The organism is Rugamonas fusca (assembly GCF_014042365.1).
GTDB classification, from domain to species: Bacteria; Pseudomonadota; Gammaproteobacteria; order Burkholderiales; family Burkholderiaceae_D; genus Rugamonas; species Rugamonas fusca.
Window position 1 is genome coordinate 176,457 of sequence record NZ_JACEZS010000003.1, and the last position, 18,521, is coordinate 194,977.

Genomic DNA, 18,521 nt, shown 5'->3' on the forward strand with positions numbered 1-18,521 from the left:
TGATAGGCATGGATCAAAAATCAATGGTAGTTATACTGTATTGTTAGCCAAATTGTTAGTGTGTATGATCTGAATAAAATTTGTAGTTTGCAAAGAATAACTAGGAGACAGGATGTCCAGCGTTATCTTGGAAACAAAGAATTTGACCAAGGAATTCAAGGGGTTCACGGCCGTTAATGACGTGAATCTGAAGGTCCAGCGCGGCCACATACACGCGCTGATCGGTCCCAATGGCGCAGGCAAGACAACGTGCTTTAACCTGCTCACCAAATTCCTGGTCCCCACCTCCGGCCAGATCCTGTTCAATGGCAAGGACATCACGGCCGACAAGCCAGCCCAGATCGCCCGCATGGGCGTGATTCGTTCCTTCCAGATTTCCGCCGTTTTCCCCCACCTGACCGTGCTGCAGAACGTGCGCATCGGCCTGCAACGCCAGCTCGGCACCAGCTTCAATTTCTGGCAAAGCGAACGCAGTTTGTCCAAGCTCAACGCGCGCGCCATGGAATTGCTGGCCGAAGTGGATTTGACGGAATTTGCCGACACCATCACGGTCGATATGCCTTATGGACGCAAGCGGGCGCTGGAAATTGCCACCACGCTGGCGATGGAGCCGGAACTGATGCTGCTCGACGAACCGACCCAGGGCATGGGCCATGAAGACGTGCACCGGGTGACGGAGTTGATCAAGAAGGTGTCGGTTGGCCGCACCATTCTCATGGTCGAACACAACATGAAAGTGGTGTCCGGCATCTGCGACAAGATCTCCGTCCTGCAGCGCGGCGCCATGCTGGCCGAGGGCAGCTATGCGGAAGTGTCGACCAACCCGCAAGTGATGGAAGCGTATATGGGCACGGAAGCGGCAGTGCTGGAAGGAGCGCACTGATGACGGCCGCACTGGAAATCACCAATCTTCAAGCGTGGTACGGCGAATCCCACATCCTGCATAACGTGAACCTGGTGGTGCAGCCGGGCGAAGTGGTTACGCTGCTGGGCCGCAACGGCGCCGGGCGCACGACGACCATGCGCGCCATCATGGGGCTCACGGGTGCGCGCAAGGGCTCGATCAAGATCAATGGCGTGGAAGCGATCGGTTTGCCGACCCACAAGGTGGCGCACCTGGGCGTCGGTTATTGCCCGGAGGAGCGGGGCATTTTCTCGTCGCTGTCGACGGAGGAAAACCTGATGTTGCCGCCCCATCTGGCCACGGGTCAGCCGGGCATGTCGGTGGCGGAGATTTATACCATGTTCCCCAACCTGGAGGAGCGCAAGCACAGCCAGGGTACGCGGCTGTCGGGCGGCGAGCAGCAGATGCTGGCCGTGGCCCGCATCCTGCGCACGGGCGCGCGCCTGCTGCTGCTCGACGAAATTTCCGAAGGCCTGGCGCCCGTCATCGTGCAGGGCCTGGCCCGCATGATCACCACGCTCAAGGCCAAGGGCTACACCATCGTCATGGTGGAACAGAATTTCCGCTTCGCCGCGCCACTGGCGGACCGGTTTTATGTGATGGAACACGGGCAGATCGTGGAAACCTTTGTTGCGTCTGAATTGAGCGCCAAGATGCCGGTGTTGACCGAGCTGCTGGGCGTGTAGTGTCGTTGTACCGCTGACTAACAATACCAATCCTGAACGGAGACAAAATGAAACTCAAGACTATCGCCATCGCCGCCACCACCGTCTGCGCCATGGGGCTGTCCTATGCCGCACAAGCCCAGGTATCGGGCGATACCATCAAGATCGGTTTCATCACCGACATGTCTGGCCTGTATTCCGACATCGACGGCCCTGGCGGGGCGGAAGCGATCAAGATGGCGATCGCCGATGCGGGCGTGGTCATCGCCGGCAAGAAGGTCGAGTTCATTTCCGCGGACCACCAGAACAAGGCCGACATCGCGGCCTCCAAGGCGCGCGAATGGTTCGACCAGCAGGGCGTGGACCTGCTGGTGGGCGGCACCAACTCGGGCGCCAACCTGGCCATGGCCAAGGTGGCGGCCGAGAAGAAGAAAGTGTTCATTTCGATCGGCGCCGGCTCGGCCCGTTTGACGAACGAGGAATGCACGCCTTACACCGTGCACTACGCTTACGACACGGTGGCGCTGGCGCGCGGCACGGGCGGCGCCATCGTCAAGCAGGGCGGCAAGAGCTGGTATTTCCTGACGGCTGACTATGCGTTCGGCCAGTCGCTGGAAAAGGATACGGCCGACGTGGTCAAGGCCAACGGCGGCAAGGTGCTGGGCAGTGTCAAGCATCCGCTGTCGGCGTCCGATTTCTCGTCCTTCCTGCTGCAGGCGCAATCGTCGGGGGCGCAGATCCTGGGCCTGGCCAACGCCGGCGGCGACGCCATCAACTCGATCAAGGCCGCCAACGAGTTCGGCATCACCAAGAAGATGAAGCTGGCCGGCTTGCTGATGTTCATCAACGACATCCATTCGCTGGGCCTGAACCTGACCCAGAACATGTACCTGACCGACAGCTGGTACTGGGACATGAATCCTGAAACCCGCGCCTGGTCCAAGCGCTATTTCGACAAGATGAAGAAGGAGCCGTCGAGCCTGCAGGCGGCCGACTATTCGGCCGTGAGCAACTACCTGAAGGCCGTCAAGGCCGCTGGCACGGACGACTCGGACAAGGTGATGGCGCGCCTGAAATCGACCAAGATCAGCGACATGTACACCAAGGCCGGCGAGATCCGCCCCGACGGCCGCATGGTGCACGATATGTACCTGATGGAAGTGAAGAAGCCATCCGAGTCCAAGTATCCATGGGACTACTACAAGGTGGCGGCCGTGGTGCCGGGCGCCCAGGCCTACGTGACCAAGGCCGAGACCAAGTGTTCGTTGTGGAAATAAGCTGACGGGGCGCGCCGCGTCCCACCTGCATCGTGCTGTGTGCCGCCGGCCCCGTGCCGGCGGCGTTTCCCTGTTCACCCTCACCGCGCGCGGTGATACTAGACTGTGATCTCATGGATATATTCGGCGTTCCCCTGCCCGCGATGCTGAGCCAGTTGCTGCTGGGACTGGTCAACGGCTCGTTCTACGCCATGCTGTCGCTGGGGCTGGCGGTCATCTTCGGCTTGCTGAACGTGATTAACTTTTCCCATGGCGCGCTGTACATGATGGGCGCCTTCCTGGCCTGGATGGGCATGACCTACCTGGGCCTCAATTACTGGGTGATGCTGGTGCTGGCACCGATCCTGGTAGGTGCGTTCGGCATCATCATCGAGAAGACCATGCTGCGCTGGCTGTACAAGCTGGACCACCTGTACGGCCTGCTGCTGACGTTCGGCATCACGCTGATGGTGGAAGGCGTGTTCCGCTCGTTCTACGGCGTGTCCGGCCAGCCGTTCGAGGTGCCGGAACTGCTGGCTGGCGCCACGGACCTGGGTTTCATGGTGCTGCCCAATTACCGGGCCTGGGTGGTGCTGGCCTCGCTGGCCGTGTGCCTGGCCACCTGGTTCGTGATCGAGAAAACCAAGCTCGGTTCCTACCTGCGCGCCGGCACGGAAAACCCGAAGCTGGTGGAAGCGTTCGGCGTCAACGTGCCGCTGATGGTGACCATGACCTATGGCTTTGGCGTGGCGCTGGCGGGCTTTGCCGGCGTGCTGGCGGCGCCCATCATCCAGGTCTCGCCGCTGATGGGCTCCAACCTCATCATCGTCGTGTTCGCCGTCGTGGTGATCGGCGGCATGGGTTCTATCATGGGTTCCATCCTCACCGGGCTGGCGCTGGGCGTGATCGAGGGCTTGACGCGGGTGTATTACCCCGAAGGATCGGCCACGGTGGTGTTCGTGGTGATGATCATCGTGCTGTTGTTGCGTCCCGCCGGCCTGTTCGGCAAAGAAAAATAAAGAGGTCACGCATGAACAAGAATACAGGCTACGCAATCGCCTTCGCTATCGCCCTGGCCGCGCCGTTCGTCGGCTATCCGGTGTTCCTGATGAAGCTGCTGTGCTTCTCGCTGTTCGCGTGCGCGTTCAATCTGCTGATCGGTTTCACGGGCTTGCTGTCGTTCGGCCATGCCGCGTTCTTTGGTGCGGCCGGCTATGTGGCCGGCAATGCGCTCAAGGTATGGGGCTTGCCGGTCGAGCTGGGGCTGCTGGCTGGCGCGGGCGCGGCGGCGTTGATCGGACTCGTGATGGGCGCGCTGGCCATCCGCCGCCAGGGCATTTATTTCTCGATGATCACGCTGGCGCTGGCGCAGATGGTCTACTTCGGTTGCCTGCGGGCCGGTGAACTGACGGGGGGCGAGGATGGCTTGCAGGGCGTTCCACGTGGAAAGCTGCTGGGCATGCTCGACCTGGGCAACGACTTCGTGCTGTACTACGTGGTACTGGCCATCGCCGTGGGCGGTTTCGCGCTGATCGTGCGCACCGTGCATTCGCCGTTCGGACAAGTGCTCAAGGCCATCAAGGAAAACGAACCGCGCGCCATTTCGCTCGGTTACGACGTGGACAAGTACAAGCTGCTGGCCTTCGTGCTGTCGGCCACGCTGGCCGGGCTGGCCGGCGCCACCAACACGCTGGTGCAGGGCTTTGAGACGCTGACGGACGTGCACTGGAGCATGTCCGGTCTGGTGATCCTGATGACGCTGGTAGGGGGCATGGGCACGCTGGCCGGCCCCATCCTGGGTGCCATGATCATCATCGCGCTGGAGAACAAGCTGGGCGACCTGGGCGGCTTCCTGGCCGGCCATACGGGCATCGACTGGTTCAACCAATTGGGCGAGGCCGTCAGCATGGTGACGGGCTTGATCTTCGTCGCTTGCGTGCTGTTGTTCCGGCGCGGCATCGTCGGGGAATTCGTGGCCCGTTTCGGCGGCAACGGCGGCGGCAAGCACGCCTGATGTAGCAACCGGCGCCGGACTTCCTGTCCGGCGTTTTTTCTTGCAATATTGTCTTTGTATCTAGCCTTTGGCCTGGATGGGCAAACTCGTCCCAGATGTTGTCGATTGCGCCTGCATGGGCCGGAAATCCACTTCTAACGGAACCGAGAGGAAGACATGAAACGCACACTGACCAAATTCGCCGCGCTGGCCGGCGCCGGCGCGGCGCTGGCCTCCTGCGGCAGCAACAGCCACATGCCCGACGAGCTGAACGCGCCGCCGTCCTACCTGGGCACCATCACCAGCACCACCTATGACGGCAGCAGCGACGATTTACTGACCGCCGGTCTGGGCAAAACGGGGCTGGCTGCCGCCGCGCCCGCCTATGCCGATCCCGCCAATCCCACCGCCGCGGAACTGCGCCGCAACGCGATCTGGGCCAATTACCGGGCCGTGCTCGATATCAACGCCAACAGCGGCTACGGCACGCTGTATGGCCCCAATGTGGACGCCAAGGGCAACGTGACGACCAGCGAGGGCAAGGTGGCTGGCACCGAGTACCTGGCCTATGCCGACGACGGCACGGGCAACCAGAACGTCACGCTGATGGTGCAGGTGCCGGCCAGTTTCGATCCCGACCATGCCTGCATCGTGACCGGCACGTCCAGCGGTTCGCGCGGCGTCTACGGCGCCATCGGCAGTGCCGGCGAGTGGGGACTGAAGAACAACTGCGCGGTCGCCTATGCCGACAAGGGCAGCGGCACCGGCCTGTACACTTTCGACGACGATAGCGTGAACTTGCAGAACGGCATACGGTCCACGCGCACGGCCGCCGGCAAGAACGCTAACTTCTCGCCCACGTTGAGCGACGCCGACCGGACTGCGTTCGCCAAGTTGACGGGCCGGGTCGCCTTCAAGCACGCGCACTCGCAGCAGAACCCGGAAAAGGATTGGGGCAAGTTCACACTGCAGGCCGTGGAATTCGCCTTTTACGTCCTCAATGAGAAGTACGGCGTGCTGGCATCGGACAACAAGAGCCACATCGTGCGCCTCACGCCGCGCAACACGGTGACGATCGCGTCGAGCATTTCGAATGGCGCCGGCTCTGCGCTGCTGGCGGCCGAGCAGGACACCAAGGGCCTGATCGGCGGCGTGGCGGCGACCGAACCGCAGATCCAGCCCAAGATGGCCACGGGCTATACCGTGCGCCAGGGCGGTACACCGGCCACGGCCCAGGGCAAGGCGCTGTTCGATTACTCGACGTTTGCCGCGTTGTACCAGCCGTGCATTGCCGGCAGTGCGGGGCGCTGCACCGCGTTGACGGCCAAGGACTTGCTGGTGGCGGGCGACCTGCCCACGCAGCAGGCCGACGCCAAGGCGCGCCTGAAAGCATACGGCTGGCTGGCCGATTCGGATGTGTTGCAGGCGGCCCATGCCGGCACCAATATCCTGGTGGCGGTGACGTACGCAAATGCGTACGGCAAGTTCTCCGTGACCGACAAGGTGTGCGGCTTCTCGTTCGCACCCGTTGACGCGACGGGCTTGCCGGTGGCGTTCACGGCCGCGCAGAAGGCATCCAGCTTCGCCACCCAGAACGGCATCATCGGCAGCGTGATCTATGAAAACTCGGCTGACGGCATACCCAAGGTGTACACGGCGGGCATTTCGCCCAGCAATGGCCAGGCCGACCAGTCGCTTGATGGCTTCCTGTGCCTGCGCGCTTTGTCCACGGGCATGGACCCGGTGACCGGCGGCGTGCTGGACGTGGGCTTGCAGGCGCAGAGCGCGCGCGTGCGGGCTGGCATGGCGGAGGTGGCGGCCACCGGCAATCTGCACGGCAAGCCGGCCATCATCGTGCAGGGACGCAGCGACACGCTGATCCCCGTCAACCATGCTTCGCGCGCCTACCTGGGCCTGAATGCGGCGGTGGAAGGCGCCACCAGCAAGTTGCGCTACATCGAGGTGACCCATGCCAATCACTTCGACTCGTTCACCAACGCGCTGCCGGCCAGTATCGTGCCGTTGCACGTCTACCTGTTCCGCGCGCTGGATGCCATGTATGCCAGCCTGAAGAGCGGTTCGACGTCGTCCTTGCCGCCTTCGCAAGTGGTGCGGACGGTGACGCGGGCCGACGCCACCACGCCGATCACCATCGCCAACGTGCCGCCGATCGCCGCGACACCGGCCGCTGGTGATGTGATCAACGTCAATGGAACGGTGGTGGACGTGCCGAACTGAGTCGGACTTCAATGCAGCAGGGAAGTGGGGACGTAACAGGTGTTACGTCCCCATTTCTTTTTTAGAGCGCGGCGGCGTAGATGGCGCGGGCGTCGGTGCGGGTGACGGGACGTGGGTTGTTGCCGAGCAGGCGGGTTTGCAGCATGGCTTCGTCGGCCAGGCGGTCGAGGTCGCTCTCCTGGATGCCGACCTGCTGCAAGGTACGCTCGATACCCGCGATGATGGCAAATTGTTGCATTGCAATAACGAGCGCTTCGGCACGGGCTTCCTCGCTGCCGCTCGCTTGTGGCACGACGACCTCGGCCAGTTCCGCGTACAGGCCGGCCGCTTCCGGCGCGTTGAAGCGCAGCACGTGCGGCAGCACGAGCGAGTTCGACAGGCCATGTGGCACGTGGAACATGCCCCCGATCGGATAGGCCAGCGCGTGCACGGCGGCCACGGGTGCGTTCGAGAAGGCTTGCCCGGCCAGCATGGCGCCCAGCAGCATCGCCTGGCGCGCGGCCAGGTTGGCACCGTTTTCACAGGCATGGATCAGGTTGGCCGACAGCAGGCTGAGCGCCTTGCGGGCCAGCAAGTCGGACAGGGGATTTTTCTTGTGGCGGCTGGTGTAGGCTTCGATCGCGTGCACCATGGCGTCGATGCCGGTGGCTGCCGTCACCATCGCAGGCAGGCCCAGCGTCAGTTCCGCGTCGAGGATTGCCAGGTCGGCGTATAGCTGCGGTGCTACGATGCCCGTCTTGGTGGTGGCGCCCGTCGTGACGATGGCGATGTTGGTCACCTCCGATCCCGTGCCGGCCGTGGTGGGAATCTGTACCAGCGGCAGCCGGGTGCCGCGCACATTGCCGATGCCGTAGATGGCGTTCAGTTGTTGGGTATCGTCGGCCAGCACCGCGATCAACTTGGCGACGTCCATGGAACTGCCGCCGCCGAAGCCGATGATGATGTCGCTCTCGTCGGCGCGGGCAATGGCCACGGCTTCCCGGATCACTTCTTCGGGCGGATCGGACACGACGTCCGAATACACGCGCACGTGCAGACCGGCCGCTTGCAGGCTGGCCATGGGGGCATCCACCAGTCCGGTCTTGAGGAAGCCAGGGTCGGTGACGAGCAGGGCGCGGCGGGCCTCAGGGAAGCGCTGGCTGAGCAGTTCGCCCAGTTGGCGGGTGGCGCCCAGTTCGGAAATGATCTGTGGGACGGTGCTGAATGCAAACGCTGGAATATCGTGCATGGCGGTTTCCGCAGGTTAGGGATTTCACATGAAGCTTACACCAAGCCGGTAACTATGCGTGATTGGCATGAGGCCCGCTGTTGGTTGGATGGGGGCTGGCCCCGCCAGTACAGTTGCCGAGGGACGGTATCGCATTCGGCCATCGTTTTTGGAAGGGGGAACTATGCAGAATCGGCATCGCGGCGATACGGTTGGTTCGGGTTTTCTTCCGTACAATGTTACCCTTGTTTTCAGTCTTGATAGGGTAGGTGATGGTCGATTATCTGGTGTTGGGTGTGGCAGCGTTCGGCGCGGGCTTGGTGGATGCGGTGGTCGGGGGCGGCGGATTGATCCAGATTCCTGCGCTGTTTTCTGTCTTTCCCAATATGGCGCCGGCGACGCTGATCGGGACCAACAAGCTGGCCAGCATCTGCGGTACCAGCGTGGCGGCGGCCAGCTATGCGCGCCGCGTCAAGATCGCCTGGTCGACGGCCGCGCCGGCCGCCATCGCGGCGCTGGTGTTCGCGTTCGCGGGCGCCTACACGGTGACCAAGGTGTCGCCTGATTTCATGCGCGCATTGCTGCCGTTCATCCTGCTGGCCGTCGCCGTCTACACCTTCGCCCGCAAGGACCTCGGCAGCGTGCATGCGCCCATGCACAGCGGTGTGAAGGAACAGGCGCTGGCGCTGGGCGTCGGCGCCTGCATCGGTTTCTATGACGGCTTCTTCGGCCCCGGCACGGGCAGCTTCCTGGTGTTCCTGTTCGTGCGCGTGTTCGGGTTTGATTTTCTGGGTGCGTCGGCCGTGGCCAAGATCGTCAACGTGGCGTGCAACTTCGCGGCGTTGCTGTGGTTCGGCTACAGCGGTCACCTGGTCTGGCAACTGGGGGCGATGATGGCGGTGGCGCAGATTGGCGGTTCCATCGTCGGTTCGCGCATGGCACTCAAGCATGGCAGCCGCTTCGTGCGCAAGCTGTTCCTGGTCGTGGTGGCGGTGTTGATCTGCAAGACCGGCTACGATGCCATCATTCGCTTAGCATAGATTGTTCCACGTGGAACATGGGGCGCCACCGGAAGGGGCGCCCTTTTTTGTTTTCGAGTTGCCATTTTTCGTCACTTTTGACCCACCTCGGCACTGTTCCACGTGGAACAATTTATGTCCGGTTTGATGAAAATTTGTGCTGAAAAAATTCGCAGCTAGAAAAAGACTCTATAATCTGACCTCAATCCCTTCGCATTTACCAATTCCATCATGTTATTTCCTACTGAATTCGACGTCATCGTCGTCGGCGGTGGTCACGCCGGTACCGAGGCGGCCCTCGCTTCCGCCCGCATGGGGCAGAAGACTCTGCTGTTGACCCACAACATAGAGACGCTGGGCCAGATGTCGTGCAACCCGTCCATCGGCGGTATCGGCAAAGGCCACCTGGTCAAGGAAGTCGACGCCATGGGCGGCGCGATGGCCATCGCCACCGACGAGTCGGGCATCCAGTTCCGCATCCTCAATTCCTCCAAAGGCCCCGCCGTGCGCGCCACCCGCGCCCAGGCCGATCGCATGTTGTACAAGCAAGCCATCCGTTCGCGGCTGGAGAACCAGCCCAACCTGTGGCTGTTCCAGCAAGCCGTGGACGACCTGATGGTGGAGGGCGACCGCGTGGTCGGCGCCGTCACCCAGATCGGTTTGAAGTTCCTGTCGCGCGCCGTGGTGCTGACGGCTGGCACTTTCCTGGACGGAAAGATCCACGTCGGCCTGCAAAACTATTCGGCCGGCCGCGCTGGTGATCCGCCCGCCATTTCCTTGTCGGCCCGCCTGAAGGAACTGAAGCTGCCGCAAGGCCGCCTGAAGACGGGTACGCCGCCGCGCATCGACGGCCGCAGCATCGACTTCGCCGCCATGACGGAACAACCCGGCGATCTCGATCCGGTGCCGGTGTTCTCCGTGATGGGCAACGCCGCCATGCACCCGCGCCAGATGCCGTGCTGGGTGACGCACACCAACAGCCAGACGCACGACATCATCCGCGCCGGCCTGGACCGCAGCCCCATGTACACGGGCGTGATCGAGGGCGTCGGCCCGCGCTACTGCCCGTCCATCGAGGACAAGATCCACCGCTTCTCGGCCAAGGAATCGCACCAGATTTTCCTGGAACCGGAAGGCCTGACCACCAACGAGTTCTACCCGAACGGCATCTCCACCAGCCTGCCATTCGACGTGCAGCTGAACCTGGTGCGCTCGATGAAGGGCATGGAGAACGCCTTCATCCTGCGTCCCGGCTATGCCATCGAATACGATTATTTCGACCCGCGCGGCCTGAAGGCCTCGCTGGAAACGAAGGCCATTTCGGGCCTGTATTTCGCGGGCCAGATCAATGGCACCACCGGCTACGAGGAAGCGGCCGCGCAAGGCATGCTGGCCGGTATCAACGCGGCCCTGCAAACGTCGGGCCGCGAGTCGTGGACGCCGGGCCGTTCCGAAGCCTATTTGGGCGTGCTGGTCGACGACCTCGTCACGCAGGGCGTGCAGGAACCGTACCGCATGTTCACCAGCCGCGCCGAGTATCGCCTGAGCCTGCGTGAAGACAATGCCGACATGCGCCTGACGGAAATCGGCCGCAAGCTCGGCTGCGTGGGCGATGCCCAGTGGGAAGCGTTCGACCGCAAGCGCGAAGCGGTGGCACAGGAACTGGAACGGCTGCGTTCCACGTGGGTCAACCCCCGCATCCTGGCGGCGGCGGAATCGGAGCGTGTGATTGGCCAGGCCATCGAGCGCGAGTATTCGCTGGCCGATCTGCTGCGCCGTCCCGGCGTCGCCTACGACAAGCTGATGAGCCTGTCCGGTGTCGATGGCCGCGAGCTGGCCGGTCCCGGCGTGACCGATGACGCCGTGCGCGAGCAGGTGGAAATCCAGCTCAAGTATTCGGGCTATATCGACCGCCAGACGCGCGAAGTGGAGCGCCACGAGCACTACGAAAACCTCAAGCTGCCGGAAGCGTTCAACTACCTGGACATCACGGCCTTGTCGGTGGAAGTGCGGCAGAAGCTGCACGCGCAGCGGCCCGAGACGCTGGGCCAGGCTTCGCGTATTTCCGGCGTGACGCCAGCCGCCATTTCGCTGCTGCTGGTGCATTTGAAGAAAGCCGGGTATGGCGGTTTCGCCACCCTCAAGGATGAGGTAGCTTGATGAAGGTGTTTGACCGTAACGCGCTGTCGCAGGTACTGAACGACGGCATCAAGGCCATGCACCTGGACTTGAGCGGGCAGCAAGTGGAACAGCTGCTCGACTACCTGGCGCTGCTGAACAAGTGGAACGGCGTGTACAACCTGACGTCCGTGCGCGACCCGCTGCAGATGGTGACCTTGCACCTGCTCGATTCACTGGCCGCCGTGCCCGCATTCGCGGGCGCGCGCAACGTGCTGGACGTGGGCGCGGGTGGGGGACTGCCCGGCATCGTGCTGGCCATCGCGCGGCCGGACATGAAAGTGTCGATGATCGACACCGTGCACAAGAAAACCGCCTTCCTCAACCAGGTGAAGGCGGAGCTGGGCCTGGCCAACGTGACCGTGTACACGATGCGGGTGGAGCAACTGCAAGTGAAGCAGCCATTCGACGTGATCACCTCGCGGGCGTTCGCGGACCTGTCCGACTTCGTCAACTGGTCGGGACACCTGCTGCAGGAGGGCGGCCGGTTCATCGCCCTGAAAGGAGTGGCCCCGGCAGAGGAGCGAGAGCGACTGCCAGCCCCATGGAAAGTGAGCAAATTACAGCCTTTGGAGGTGCCGGGGCTGGGCGCGGAGCGTCATCTGGTGTTTATCGCCAAAACTGAGTAAACGATTTATACGGTTTAAATGGTTTATTCAGTATAAACAGTATAAATCGTTTATACCGTAGTAATAGTATAAATAATATTAATCGTATCGTCGCCGGTTTCATGGAAGCTGGCGCGCAGATACGGCAACTCCTGATAAGAATATACATGGCGAAAATTTTTTGCGTAGCGAATCAAAAGGGCGGCGTGGGCAAGACCACCACCAGCGTGAACCTGGCGGCCGGCCTGGCCAAGCTGGACCAACGTGTGCTGCTGGTGGACCTGGACCCACAAGGTAATGCCACCATGGGCGCCGGCATCAACAAGGCCGGACTGGCGGCCTCCACCTACGAGGTGATGCTGGGCACATCCGATGTCGCTAGCGCGCGCCAGCGTTCGGAAGCGGGGCGCTTCGACGTGCTGCCATCGAACCGCGAACTGGCCGGCGCCGAAGTGGAGATGGTGGAGCTCGATAACCGCGAGCGCCGCCTGAAGGACGCGCTGGCGCTGGTGGACCAGGACTACGAGTTCATCCTGATCGATTGCCCGCCCGCCTTGTCGATGCTGACCTTGAACGGCCTGTGCGCGGCGCATGGCGTGATCATCCCCATGCAGTGCGAATACTATGCGCTGGAAGGCTTGTCGGACCTGGTCAACACCATCAAGAAGGTCCATGCCAACCTGAACCAGGACTTGAAGATCATCGGCCTGCTGCGCGTGATGTTCGATCCGCGCATGACGCTGTCGCAGCAAGTGTCGGCCCAGCTCGAGCAGCACTTCGGCGACAAGGTCTTCAACACCATCATCCCGCGCAACGTGCGGCTGGCCGAAGCGCCATCGTACGGCTTGCCGGGCGTCACCTTCGATCCATCGTCCAAGGGCGCGCAGGCGTACATCGCCTTCGGCGCCGAGATGGTGGAACGCATCAAGAAAATGTAAGGGAAGTCTCTAGCATGGCAACCAAAAAACTCAAGGGCCTGGGTCGCGGCCTGGACGCGCTGCTCGGCGGCGATGGCGACCTGAACAACCCGGCGCTGGGCACGCCATCCGAATTGCCCGTGTCGCAAATGCAAGCGGGTAAGTACCAGCCCCGCACCCGCATGGACGAGGGCGGCCTGCAGGAACTGGCCGCCTCGATCAAGACCCAGGGCATCATGCAGCCCATCCTCGTGCGCCCGGTCGGCAAGGACAAGGCCAGCGGCCTGACCAAGTATGAAATCATCGCCGGCGAGCGCCGCTTCCGCGCCGCACAAATCGCGGGCCTGGAGCAGCTCCCGGTGCTGGTGCGCGATGTGGATGACCAGGCCGCCGCCGCCATGGCCCTGATCGAGAACATTCAGCGCGAAGACTTGAATCCGCTGGAAGAAGCACAAGGCATCCATCGCCTGATCACGGATTTCAGTTTCACCCACGAACAGGCGGCCACGGCCGTTGGCCGTTCGCGCAGCGCCGTCAGCAATCTGCTGCGTCTGATGAATCTGGCCACGCCGGTGCAGACCATGCTGATGGCCGGCGATATCGACATGGGCCACGCCCGTGCGCTGCTGGCCGTGGACGCGGCCACCCAGATCACGCTGGCCAACCTGGTGGTGGCGAAACGTCTTTCCGTGCGGGAAACCGAAAAACTGGTCAACAAGACGCTGGAAGAGCAAAAGGCCCAGCCGGCCGAAAGAGCCCAGAAGGAAAAGTCGGGCGACATCCTGCGCCTGGAAGAAGAACTGTCCGACGCGCTGGCCACGCCAGTCGTGTTCAAGATGGGCGCCAAGGGCCGTGGTCAAATGATCATCGACTTCGCCGACCTTGACATCCTCGATGGCGTGCTGGCCCGCTTGCGCGCCTGACCGAGGATTGTTGCAAAAAGAAAACAAGGCGCCTGCATGGCGCCTTTTCTTTTTTGGATATCCTTCAAGACAACTATTTCTTGCGAGAAAAGTCGAGGACGGAACAGCCCACGTGAAATATTACTGTTGGATAAATCCCACCGTCACCATCATTTCCACTGGAATCCGTTGCAAATGGGGCCCGCTGTCAGTTTCACATAAGCAAAAACCCATAAAATACTGCCTCAGGTCAAGCGCCCCAAAAAGGTGCAAATATTAGTTATATGGTTCTAAAAGCGTCGCTTTCAAGCCGCAAACGCTCTGCTGCGGTGCAGCAATGTTTGACGCTAGTACGTAAAGACACTTATAATCCCGTGTCTTTGGTATATCGGCATCTCTAGGAAACCGGCGCGTGAGTGATACAAAACAAAGTATTTCGCGACCCGTGTACCGAGTTGTCGCCCTCCAGCTGGTGATCGCCACTGGATTTGCGTTGCTCGTGGGAACCATGAGTGGCGCGTTGAAAGGTTGGTCGGCCGCATACGGCGGAGGAATCGCAGTCATCGGGAGCCTGATGTACGCGATGATCGTCGCGGGCGGCTCAAATGACGCCAACCGAGCTTTTCGGACGCATATCCGCGCCGAAGTCGTAAAGATTTTTATCACGGTAGTGCTGTTCGTACTGGCACTGGCGCTGTTTCAGTCGGCCTCTTGGTTATGGCTGATCTTAGGTTTCGCGGTGGCAACCCTGGCTTACTGGTTTTCACTGCTCGCAGTTTAATCACCAAAATCTATTACTTATATGACCACAGAACACGCTGTTGAGGCGGCCCACGGGGCGCCGGCGAATGCCACCGAATATATCCAACACCACCTGAGCCACCTGCACGACGCCAATGGCATGTGGAATCTGGACACGTTCTGGATTTCCGCTTTCCTGGGCCTGGTCTTCCTGGGCGTGTTCTGGCTCGCGTCGCGCCGCGCCACGGCCGGCGTACCGGGCAAGCTGCAGAACTTCGTCGAAGCCGTGATGGAACTGGTCAACGAAGTCGTCAATTCCGCTTTCCACGCCAAGAGCAAGGTTATCGCGCCGCTGGCCATCACCATTTTCGTGTGGGTCTGGCTGCTCAACGCCATGGACTTCCTGCCGGTCGACCTGCTGCCTAAAATGTTCAGCTACCTGGGCGTGCACAAGCTGCGCGTGGTGCCTACGGCTGACGTCAACCACACCTTCGGCATGTCGTTCGGCGTCATGCTGTGCATTATTGGTTTCTCGATCAAGGCCAAGAGCCTGGGCGGCTGGTTCAAGGAACTGCTGACGGCCCCATTCCACGCGCATGGCTTCATGGCCATCGTGCTGGCGCCCGTCAACTTCATCTTCCAGATGATCGAGCTGCTGGCAAAACCACTGTCGCTGTCGCTGCGATTGTTCGGCAACATGTATGCCGGCGAACTGATCTTCATTCTGATCGCTCTGCTGCCATGGTGGGCGCAGTGGCTGCTCGGTGGTCCATGGGTAATCTTCCACATCCTGGTGGTGACCCTGCAAGCGTTTGTGTTTATGGCGTTGACTGTTGTGTACCTGAGCCTCGCGGTTGAGAAGCACTAAGCAACAAATCGTTTTTTCATTTTTTTGGTATCTGTAGTCTTTTTTAAAATCTTAGGAGAAATAAATGCAAGCTCTGATCGCACAAGTACAAGGCATGACCGTTCTGGCAGCAGCTATCATCATCGGCCTGGGCGCCATCGGCACCGCACTGGGTTTCGCTATTCTGGGCGGCAAATTCCTGGAAGCGTCGGCACGTCAGCCTGAACTGATGCCACAACTGCAAACCAAACTGTTCGTTATCGCCGGTCTGCTGGACGCGATCTCGATGATCGGCGTCGGCGTTGCTCTGCTGTACACCTTCAACAACCCATTCCTGAGCGCCATCATCGCTGCTGCTGGTAAGTAATCTGCTCCAACCCTAGGAGAAACTTTTAGTTAGGAGCAAAGGTATGGACATCAATATGTCGCTCATCGGCCAGATGATCACCTTCGCGGTGTTGGTCTGGGTTTCGATGAAGTTCGTATTTCCAGCGCTGAACACGGCGCTGGATGAGCGTGCCAAGCGTATCGCCGACGGTCTGGCCGCCGCTGACCAAGGCCAGCAAGCCATGGTCGTGGCTGAAAAGCGTGCGGCCGAAGCACTGGCCGGTGCACGCGAAGAAGCTTCGCAACGCGTTGCGGACGCTGAAAAGCGTGCCCAACTGGTCGCGGAAGAAATCAAAGCGAACGCACAAGCCGAAGCGGACCGCATCATTGCGCAAGCCAAGGCAGACGCCGATCAGCAAGTGGCCAAGGCTCGCGAAGCACTGCGCGCTCAGGTGGCTGACCTGGCTGTCAAGGGCGCCGAGCAAATCCTGAAGCGCGAAGTCTCCGCAGCGGCCCACGCCGATCTGCTGTCGCGCCTGGCTGTCGAGCTGTAATCATGGCAGAAAACGCAACCGTCGCCCGTCCCTACGCGGAAGCCCTGTTCCGCGTAGCCCAAGCAGGTAAGGAATCGTTCAGCCTCGCGGCGTGGTCCGAACTGGTGTCCGAACTGGCCCAGATCGGTACCCACCCCGAGGTACAAGCGTTCGCCCGCAATCCGAAAGTGTCGGAAAGCGATGTGATCGCCACTATCACCGCCCTGGTGAAGTCGCCGCTGAATACGGAAGCCAAGAACTTCCTGGCGATGCTGGTCGAGAATGGCCGCATCAGTCTGCTGCCGGAAATCGGCGCGCAATTCCAGCTGTTGAAAAACAGCGTGGAAGGTGCGGCGGATGCAGCCATTTCCAGCGCCTTCGAGCTGAGCGCGGCGCAAGTGGCCGAGCTGGTCGCGACGCTGGAAAAGAAATTCAGCCGCAAGCTCAATCCAGCCGTCACGGTTGATCCATCGCTGATCGGTGGCGTGCGCGTGGTGGTGGGCGATGAAGTGCTCGACACTTCGGTCCGCGCCAAGCTGCAGCAAATGCGTGCTGCGCTGGTGGCCTAAGGGACCGCCTGCTTAGAACAGATTCTTCCCCTCGCGCAAGCTGAGAGAAACACTTTTAGGAGTTAGTATGCAACTCAACCCATCTGAAATCAGCGAGTTGATCAAGAGCCGGATCCAAGGCCTTGACGGCGGCGCTGAAGTGCGCAACCAAGGCACGGTTATTTCCGTCGCCGACGGTATCTGCCGCATCCACGGCCTGTCCGACGTGATGCAAGGCGAGATGCTGGAATTCCCTGGCAACACCTTCGGTCTGGCGATGAACCTGGAGCGCGACTCCGTGGGCGCCGTGATTCTGGGTGCTTACGAGCACATCTCGGAAGGCGACACGGTCAAGTGCACCGGCCGTATTCTGGAAGTGCCGGTCGGTCCTGAACTGCGCGGCCGTGTGGTCAACGCGCTGGGCCAGCCGATCGACGGCAAAGGCGCCGTCGATGCCAAGCTGACCTCGCCGATCGAGAAAATCGCGCCGGGCGTGATCGCCCGTGAATCCGTGTCGCAGCCTATGCAGACCGGCCTGAAGTCGATCGACGCCATGGTGCCGATCGGCCGCGGCCAGCGTGAGCTGATCATTGGCGACCGCCAGACCGGTAAGTCGGCCGTGGCAGTGGACGCCATCATCAACCAGAAGGGCCAGGGCATGACGTGTATCTACGTCGCCATCGGCCAGAAGGCATCGACCATCAAGAACATCGTGCGTTCGCTGGAACAGCACGGCGCGATGGAATACACGATCGTGGTGGCCGCCTCGGCCGCCGAATCGGCCGCCATGCAGTACATCTCGGCTTACTCGGGCTGCGCGATGGGCGAATACTTCCGTGACCGCGGTGAAGATGCGCTGATCGTCTACGATGACCTGTCCAAGCAAGCCGTGGCCTACCGTCAGATCTCGCTGCTGCTGCGCCGCCCACCAGGCCGCGAAGCTTACCCTGGCGACGTGTTCTACCTGCACAGCCGTCTGCTGGAACGCGCAGCCCGCGTGAACGCCGACTACGTGGAAGCCTTCACCGGTGGCGCCGTCAAGGGCAAGACCGGTTCGCTGACGGCACTGCCGATCATCGAAACCCAGGCTGGTGACGTGTCCGCCTTCGTGCCGACCAACGTGATTTCGATTACCGACGGTCAGATCTTCCTGGAAACCTCGCTGTTCAACGCCGGTATCCGTCCTGCGATTAACGCCGGTATTTCCGTGTCGCGCGTCGGTGGCGCCGCCCAGACCAAGGTCATCAAAAACCTGTCCGGCGGTATCCGTACCGACCTGGCGCAGTACCGTGAACTGGCTGCGTTCGCGCAGTTCGCTTCCGACCTGGACGAATCGACCCGCAAGCAGCTGGACCGCGGTGCCCGCGTGACGGAACTGCTGAAGCAGGCGCAATACTCGCCGCTGTCGATTTCGCTGATGGGCGCCTCGCTGTTCGCCGTGAACAAGGGCTACCTGGACGACGTCCCAGTCAAGAAAGTGCTGCCATTCGAAGCCGGTCTGCATTCGTACCTGAAGACCAAGCAAGCTGCGCTGCTGGCCAAGATCGAAGAAACCAAGCAACTGGACAAGGACGGCGAAGCTGCGCTGTCGGCCGCCATTGCTGATTTCAAGAAATCCGGCGCATTTTAAGCATACCG

The 18,521-nt window shown here is 61.4% G+C and carries 18 protein-coding genes; 17 read left to right on the forward strand and 1 reads right to left on the reverse strand.

Annotation, left to right across the window (positions count from 1 at the left end):
* Positions 1 to 112: 112 nt before the first annotated feature.
* The 6 genes from H3H36_RS05565 to H3H36_RS05590 all read left to right on the forward strand — a co-directional run bounded on the left by H3H36_RS05565 (position 113) and on the right by H3H36_RS05590 (position 7,056).
* Positions 113 to 883, forward strand: coding sequence for an ABC transporter ATP-binding protein (locus H3H36_RS05565; protein ID WP_182215026.1), 771 nt, complete (start codon positions 113 to 115; stop codon positions 881 to 883).
* Positions 883 to 1,590: an ABC transporter ATP-binding protein gene (locus H3H36_RS05570; protein WP_182215028.1), complete on the forward strand. Its 708-nt coding sequence runs from the start codon at positions 883 to 885 to the stop codon at positions 1,588 to 1,590. Before H3H36_RS05565 ends, H3H36_RS05570 begins: the two co-directional genes overlap by 1 nt.
* Positions 1,591 to 1,637: 47 nt before the next feature.
* Complete coding sequence (locus H3H36_RS05575; protein ID WP_182215030.1) at positions 1,638 to 2,846, forward strand: ABC transporter substrate-binding protein; 1,209 nt, start codon at positions 1,638 to 1,640, stop codon at positions 2,844 to 2,846.
* A gap of 113 nt (positions 2,847 to 2,959) precedes the next feature.
* Positions 2,960 to 3,844: a branched-chain amino acid ABC transporter permease gene (locus H3H36_RS05580; protein WP_182215032.1), complete on the forward strand. Its 885-nt coding sequence runs from the start codon at positions 2,960 to 2,962 to the stop codon at positions 3,842 to 3,844.
* An 11-nt stretch (positions 3,845 to 3,855) separates the two neighbouring features.
* Positions 3,856 to 4,839 carry a branched-chain amino acid ABC transporter permease gene (locus H3H36_RS05585; RefSeq protein ID WP_182215034.1) on the forward strand — a complete coding sequence of 328 codons (984 nt, stop codon included), beginning with the start codon at positions 3,856 to 3,858 and terminating at the stop codon, positions 4,837 to 4,839.
* A gap of 156 nt (positions 4,840 to 4,995) precedes the next feature.
* Positions 4,996 to 7,056 carry a 3-hydroxybutyrate oligomer hydrolase family protein gene (locus tag H3H36_RS05590; protein ID WP_182215036.1) on the forward strand — a complete coding sequence of 687 codons (2,061 nt, stop codon included), beginning with the start codon at positions 4,996 to 4,998 and terminating at the stop codon, positions 7,054 to 7,056.
* Positions 7,057 to 7,117: 61 nt separating this feature from the next.
* Here H3H36_RS05590 and H3H36_RS05595 read toward each other — a convergent pair whose 3' ends face one another.
* Positions 7,118 to 8,275 carry an iron-containing alcohol dehydrogenase gene (locus H3H36_RS05595; RefSeq protein WP_375539576.1) on the reverse strand — a complete coding sequence of 386 codons (1,158 nt, stop codon included), beginning with the start codon at positions 8,273 to 8,275 and terminating at the stop codon, positions 7,118 to 7,120.
* 260 nt (positions 8,276 to 8,535) lie between these two features.
* Between H3H36_RS05595 and H3H36_RS05600 the strand changes: the two genes are divergently transcribed.
* The 11 genes from H3H36_RS05600 (at position 8,536) to atpA (ending at position 18,513) form a co-directional block, all read left to right on the forward strand.
* Complete coding sequence (locus H3H36_RS05600; protein WP_182215040.1) at positions 8,536 to 9,303, forward strand: TSUP family transporter; 768 nt, start codon at positions 8,536 to 8,538, stop codon at positions 9,301 to 9,303.
* Positions 9,304 to 9,513: 210 nt separating this feature from the next.
* A complete protein-coding gene (gene mnmG, locus H3H36_RS05605; protein ID WP_182215042.1) occupies positions 9,514 to 11,442 on the forward strand; it encodes a tRNA uridine-5-carboxymethylaminomethyl(34) synthesis enzyme MnmG in 1,929 nt (642 codons plus the stop codon).
* A complete protein-coding gene (rsmG, locus tag H3H36_RS05610) occupies positions 11,442 to 12,089 on the forward strand; it encodes a 16S rRNA (guanine(527)-N(7))-methyltransferase RsmG (protein ID WP_182215335.1) in 648 nt (215 codons plus the stop codon). The genes mnmG and rsmG overlap by 1 nt, the downstream gene beginning before the upstream one ends.
* 146 nt (positions 12,090 to 12,235) lie before the next feature.
* Positions 12,236 to 13,006, forward strand: a complete 771-nt coding sequence (locus H3H36_RS05615; RefSeq protein ID WP_182215044.1) for a ParA family protein — start codon at positions 12,236 to 12,238, stop codon at positions 13,004 to 13,006.
* Positions 13,007 to 13,020: 14 nt separating this feature from the next.
* A complete protein-coding gene (locus H3H36_RS05620; protein ID WP_182215046.1) occupies positions 13,021 to 13,908 on the forward strand; it encodes a ParB/RepB/Spo0J family partition protein in 888 nt (295 codons plus the stop codon).
* A 391-nt stretch (positions 13,909 to 14,299) separates the two neighbouring features.
* Positions 14,300 to 14,668, forward strand: coding sequence for an ATP synthase subunit I (locus H3H36_RS05625; protein ID WP_311196580.1), 369 nt, complete (start codon positions 14,300 to 14,302; stop codon positions 14,666 to 14,668).
* 21 nt (positions 14,669 to 14,689) lie between these two features.
* Complete coding sequence (atpB, locus tag H3H36_RS05630) at positions 14,690 to 15,496, forward strand: F0F1 ATP synthase subunit A (RefSeq protein WP_182215048.1); 807 nt, start codon at positions 14,690 to 14,692, stop codon at positions 15,494 to 15,496.
* 64 nt (positions 15,497 to 15,560) lie between these two features.
* Positions 15,561 to 15,842, forward strand: a complete 282-nt coding sequence (gene atpE, locus H3H36_RS05635; RefSeq protein WP_182160840.1) for a F0F1 ATP synthase subunit C — start codon at positions 15,561 to 15,563, stop codon at positions 15,840 to 15,842.
* Between the two features lie 43 nt (positions 15,843 to 15,885).
* Complete coding sequence (locus tag H3H36_RS05640; RefSeq protein WP_182160839.1) at positions 15,886 to 16,356, forward strand: F0F1 ATP synthase subunit B; 471 nt, start codon at positions 15,886 to 15,888, stop codon at positions 16,354 to 16,356.
* A gap of 2 nt (positions 16,357 to 16,358) precedes the next feature.
* On the forward strand, positions 16,359 to 16,904 hold the full coding sequence (locus tag H3H36_RS05645; protein WP_182215050.1) for a F0F1 ATP synthase subunit delta: 546 nt from the start codon (positions 16,359 to 16,361) through the stop codon (positions 16,902 to 16,904).
* A gap of 67 nt (positions 16,905 to 16,971) precedes the next feature.
* Positions 16,972 to 18,513 (forward strand): F0F1 ATP synthase subunit alpha, encoded by a 1,542-nt coding sequence (atpA, locus tag H3H36_RS05650; RefSeq protein ID WP_182215053.1) that lies wholly within the window; start codon positions 16,972 to 16,974, stop codon positions 18,511 to 18,513.
* Positions 18,514 to 18,521 lie beyond the last annotated feature (8 nt).

Excerpts from the sequence above, each read along its gene's own strand:
- H3H36_RS05565 (WP_182215026.1), top strand. The coding sequence starts at position 113 with ATGTCCAGCGTTATCTTGGAAACAAAGAATTTGACCAAGGAATTCAAG.
- H3H36_RS05570 (WP_182215028.1), top strand. The coding sequence starts at position 883 with ATGACGGCCGCACTGGAAATCACCAATCTTCAAGCGTGGTACGGCGAA.
- H3H36_RS05575 (WP_182215030.1), top strand. The coding sequence starts at position 1,638 with ATGAAACTCAAGACTATCGCCATCGCCGCCACCACCGTCTGCGCCATG.
- H3H36_RS05580 (WP_182215032.1), top strand. The coding sequence starts at position 2,960 with ATGGATATATTCGGCGTTCCCCTGCCCGCGATGCTGAGCCAGTTGCTG.
- H3H36_RS05585 (WP_182215034.1), top strand. The coding sequence starts at position 3,856 with ATGAACAAGAATACAGGCTACGCAATCGCCTTCGCTATCGCCCTGGCC.
- H3H36_RS05590 (WP_182215036.1), top strand. The coding sequence starts at position 4,996 with ATGAAACGCACACTGACCAAATTCGCCGCGCTGGCCGGCGCCGGCGCG.
- H3H36_RS05600 (WP_182215040.1), top strand. The coding sequence starts at position 8,536 with ATGGTCGATTATCTGGTGTTGGGTGTGGCAGCGTTCGGCGCGGGCTTG.
- mnmG (WP_182215042.1), top strand. The coding sequence starts at position 9,514 with ATGTTATTTCCTACTGAATTCGACGTCATCGTCGTCGGCGGTGGTCAC.
- rsmG (WP_182215335.1), top strand. The coding sequence starts at position 11,442 with ATGAAGGTGTTTGACCGTAACGCGCTGTCGCAGGTACTGAACGACGGC.
- H3H36_RS05615 (WP_182215044.1), top strand. The coding sequence starts at position 12,236 with ATGGCGAAAATTTTTTGCGTAGCGAATCAAAAGGGCGGCGTGGGCAAG.
- H3H36_RS05620 (WP_182215046.1), top strand. The coding sequence starts at position 13,021 with ATGGCAACCAAAAAACTCAAGGGCCTGGGTCGCGGCCTGGACGCGCTG.
- atpB (WP_182215048.1), top strand. The coding sequence starts at position 14,690 with ATGACCACAGAACACGCTGTTGAGGCGGCCCACGGGGCGCCGGCGAAT.
- atpE (WP_182160840.1), top strand. The coding sequence starts at position 15,561 with ATGCAAGCTCTGATCGCACAAGTACAAGGCATGACCGTTCTGGCAGCA.
- H3H36_RS05640 (WP_182160839.1), top strand. The coding sequence starts at position 15,886 with ATGGACATCAATATGTCGCTCATCGGCCAGATGATCACCTTCGCGGTG.
- H3H36_RS05645 (WP_182215050.1), top strand. The coding sequence starts at position 16,359 with ATGGCAGAAAACGCAACCGTCGCCCGTCCCTACGCGGAAGCCCTGTTC.
- atpA (WP_182215053.1), top strand. The coding sequence starts at position 16,972 with ATGCAACTCAACCCATCTGAAATCAGCGAGTTGATCAAGAGCCGGATC.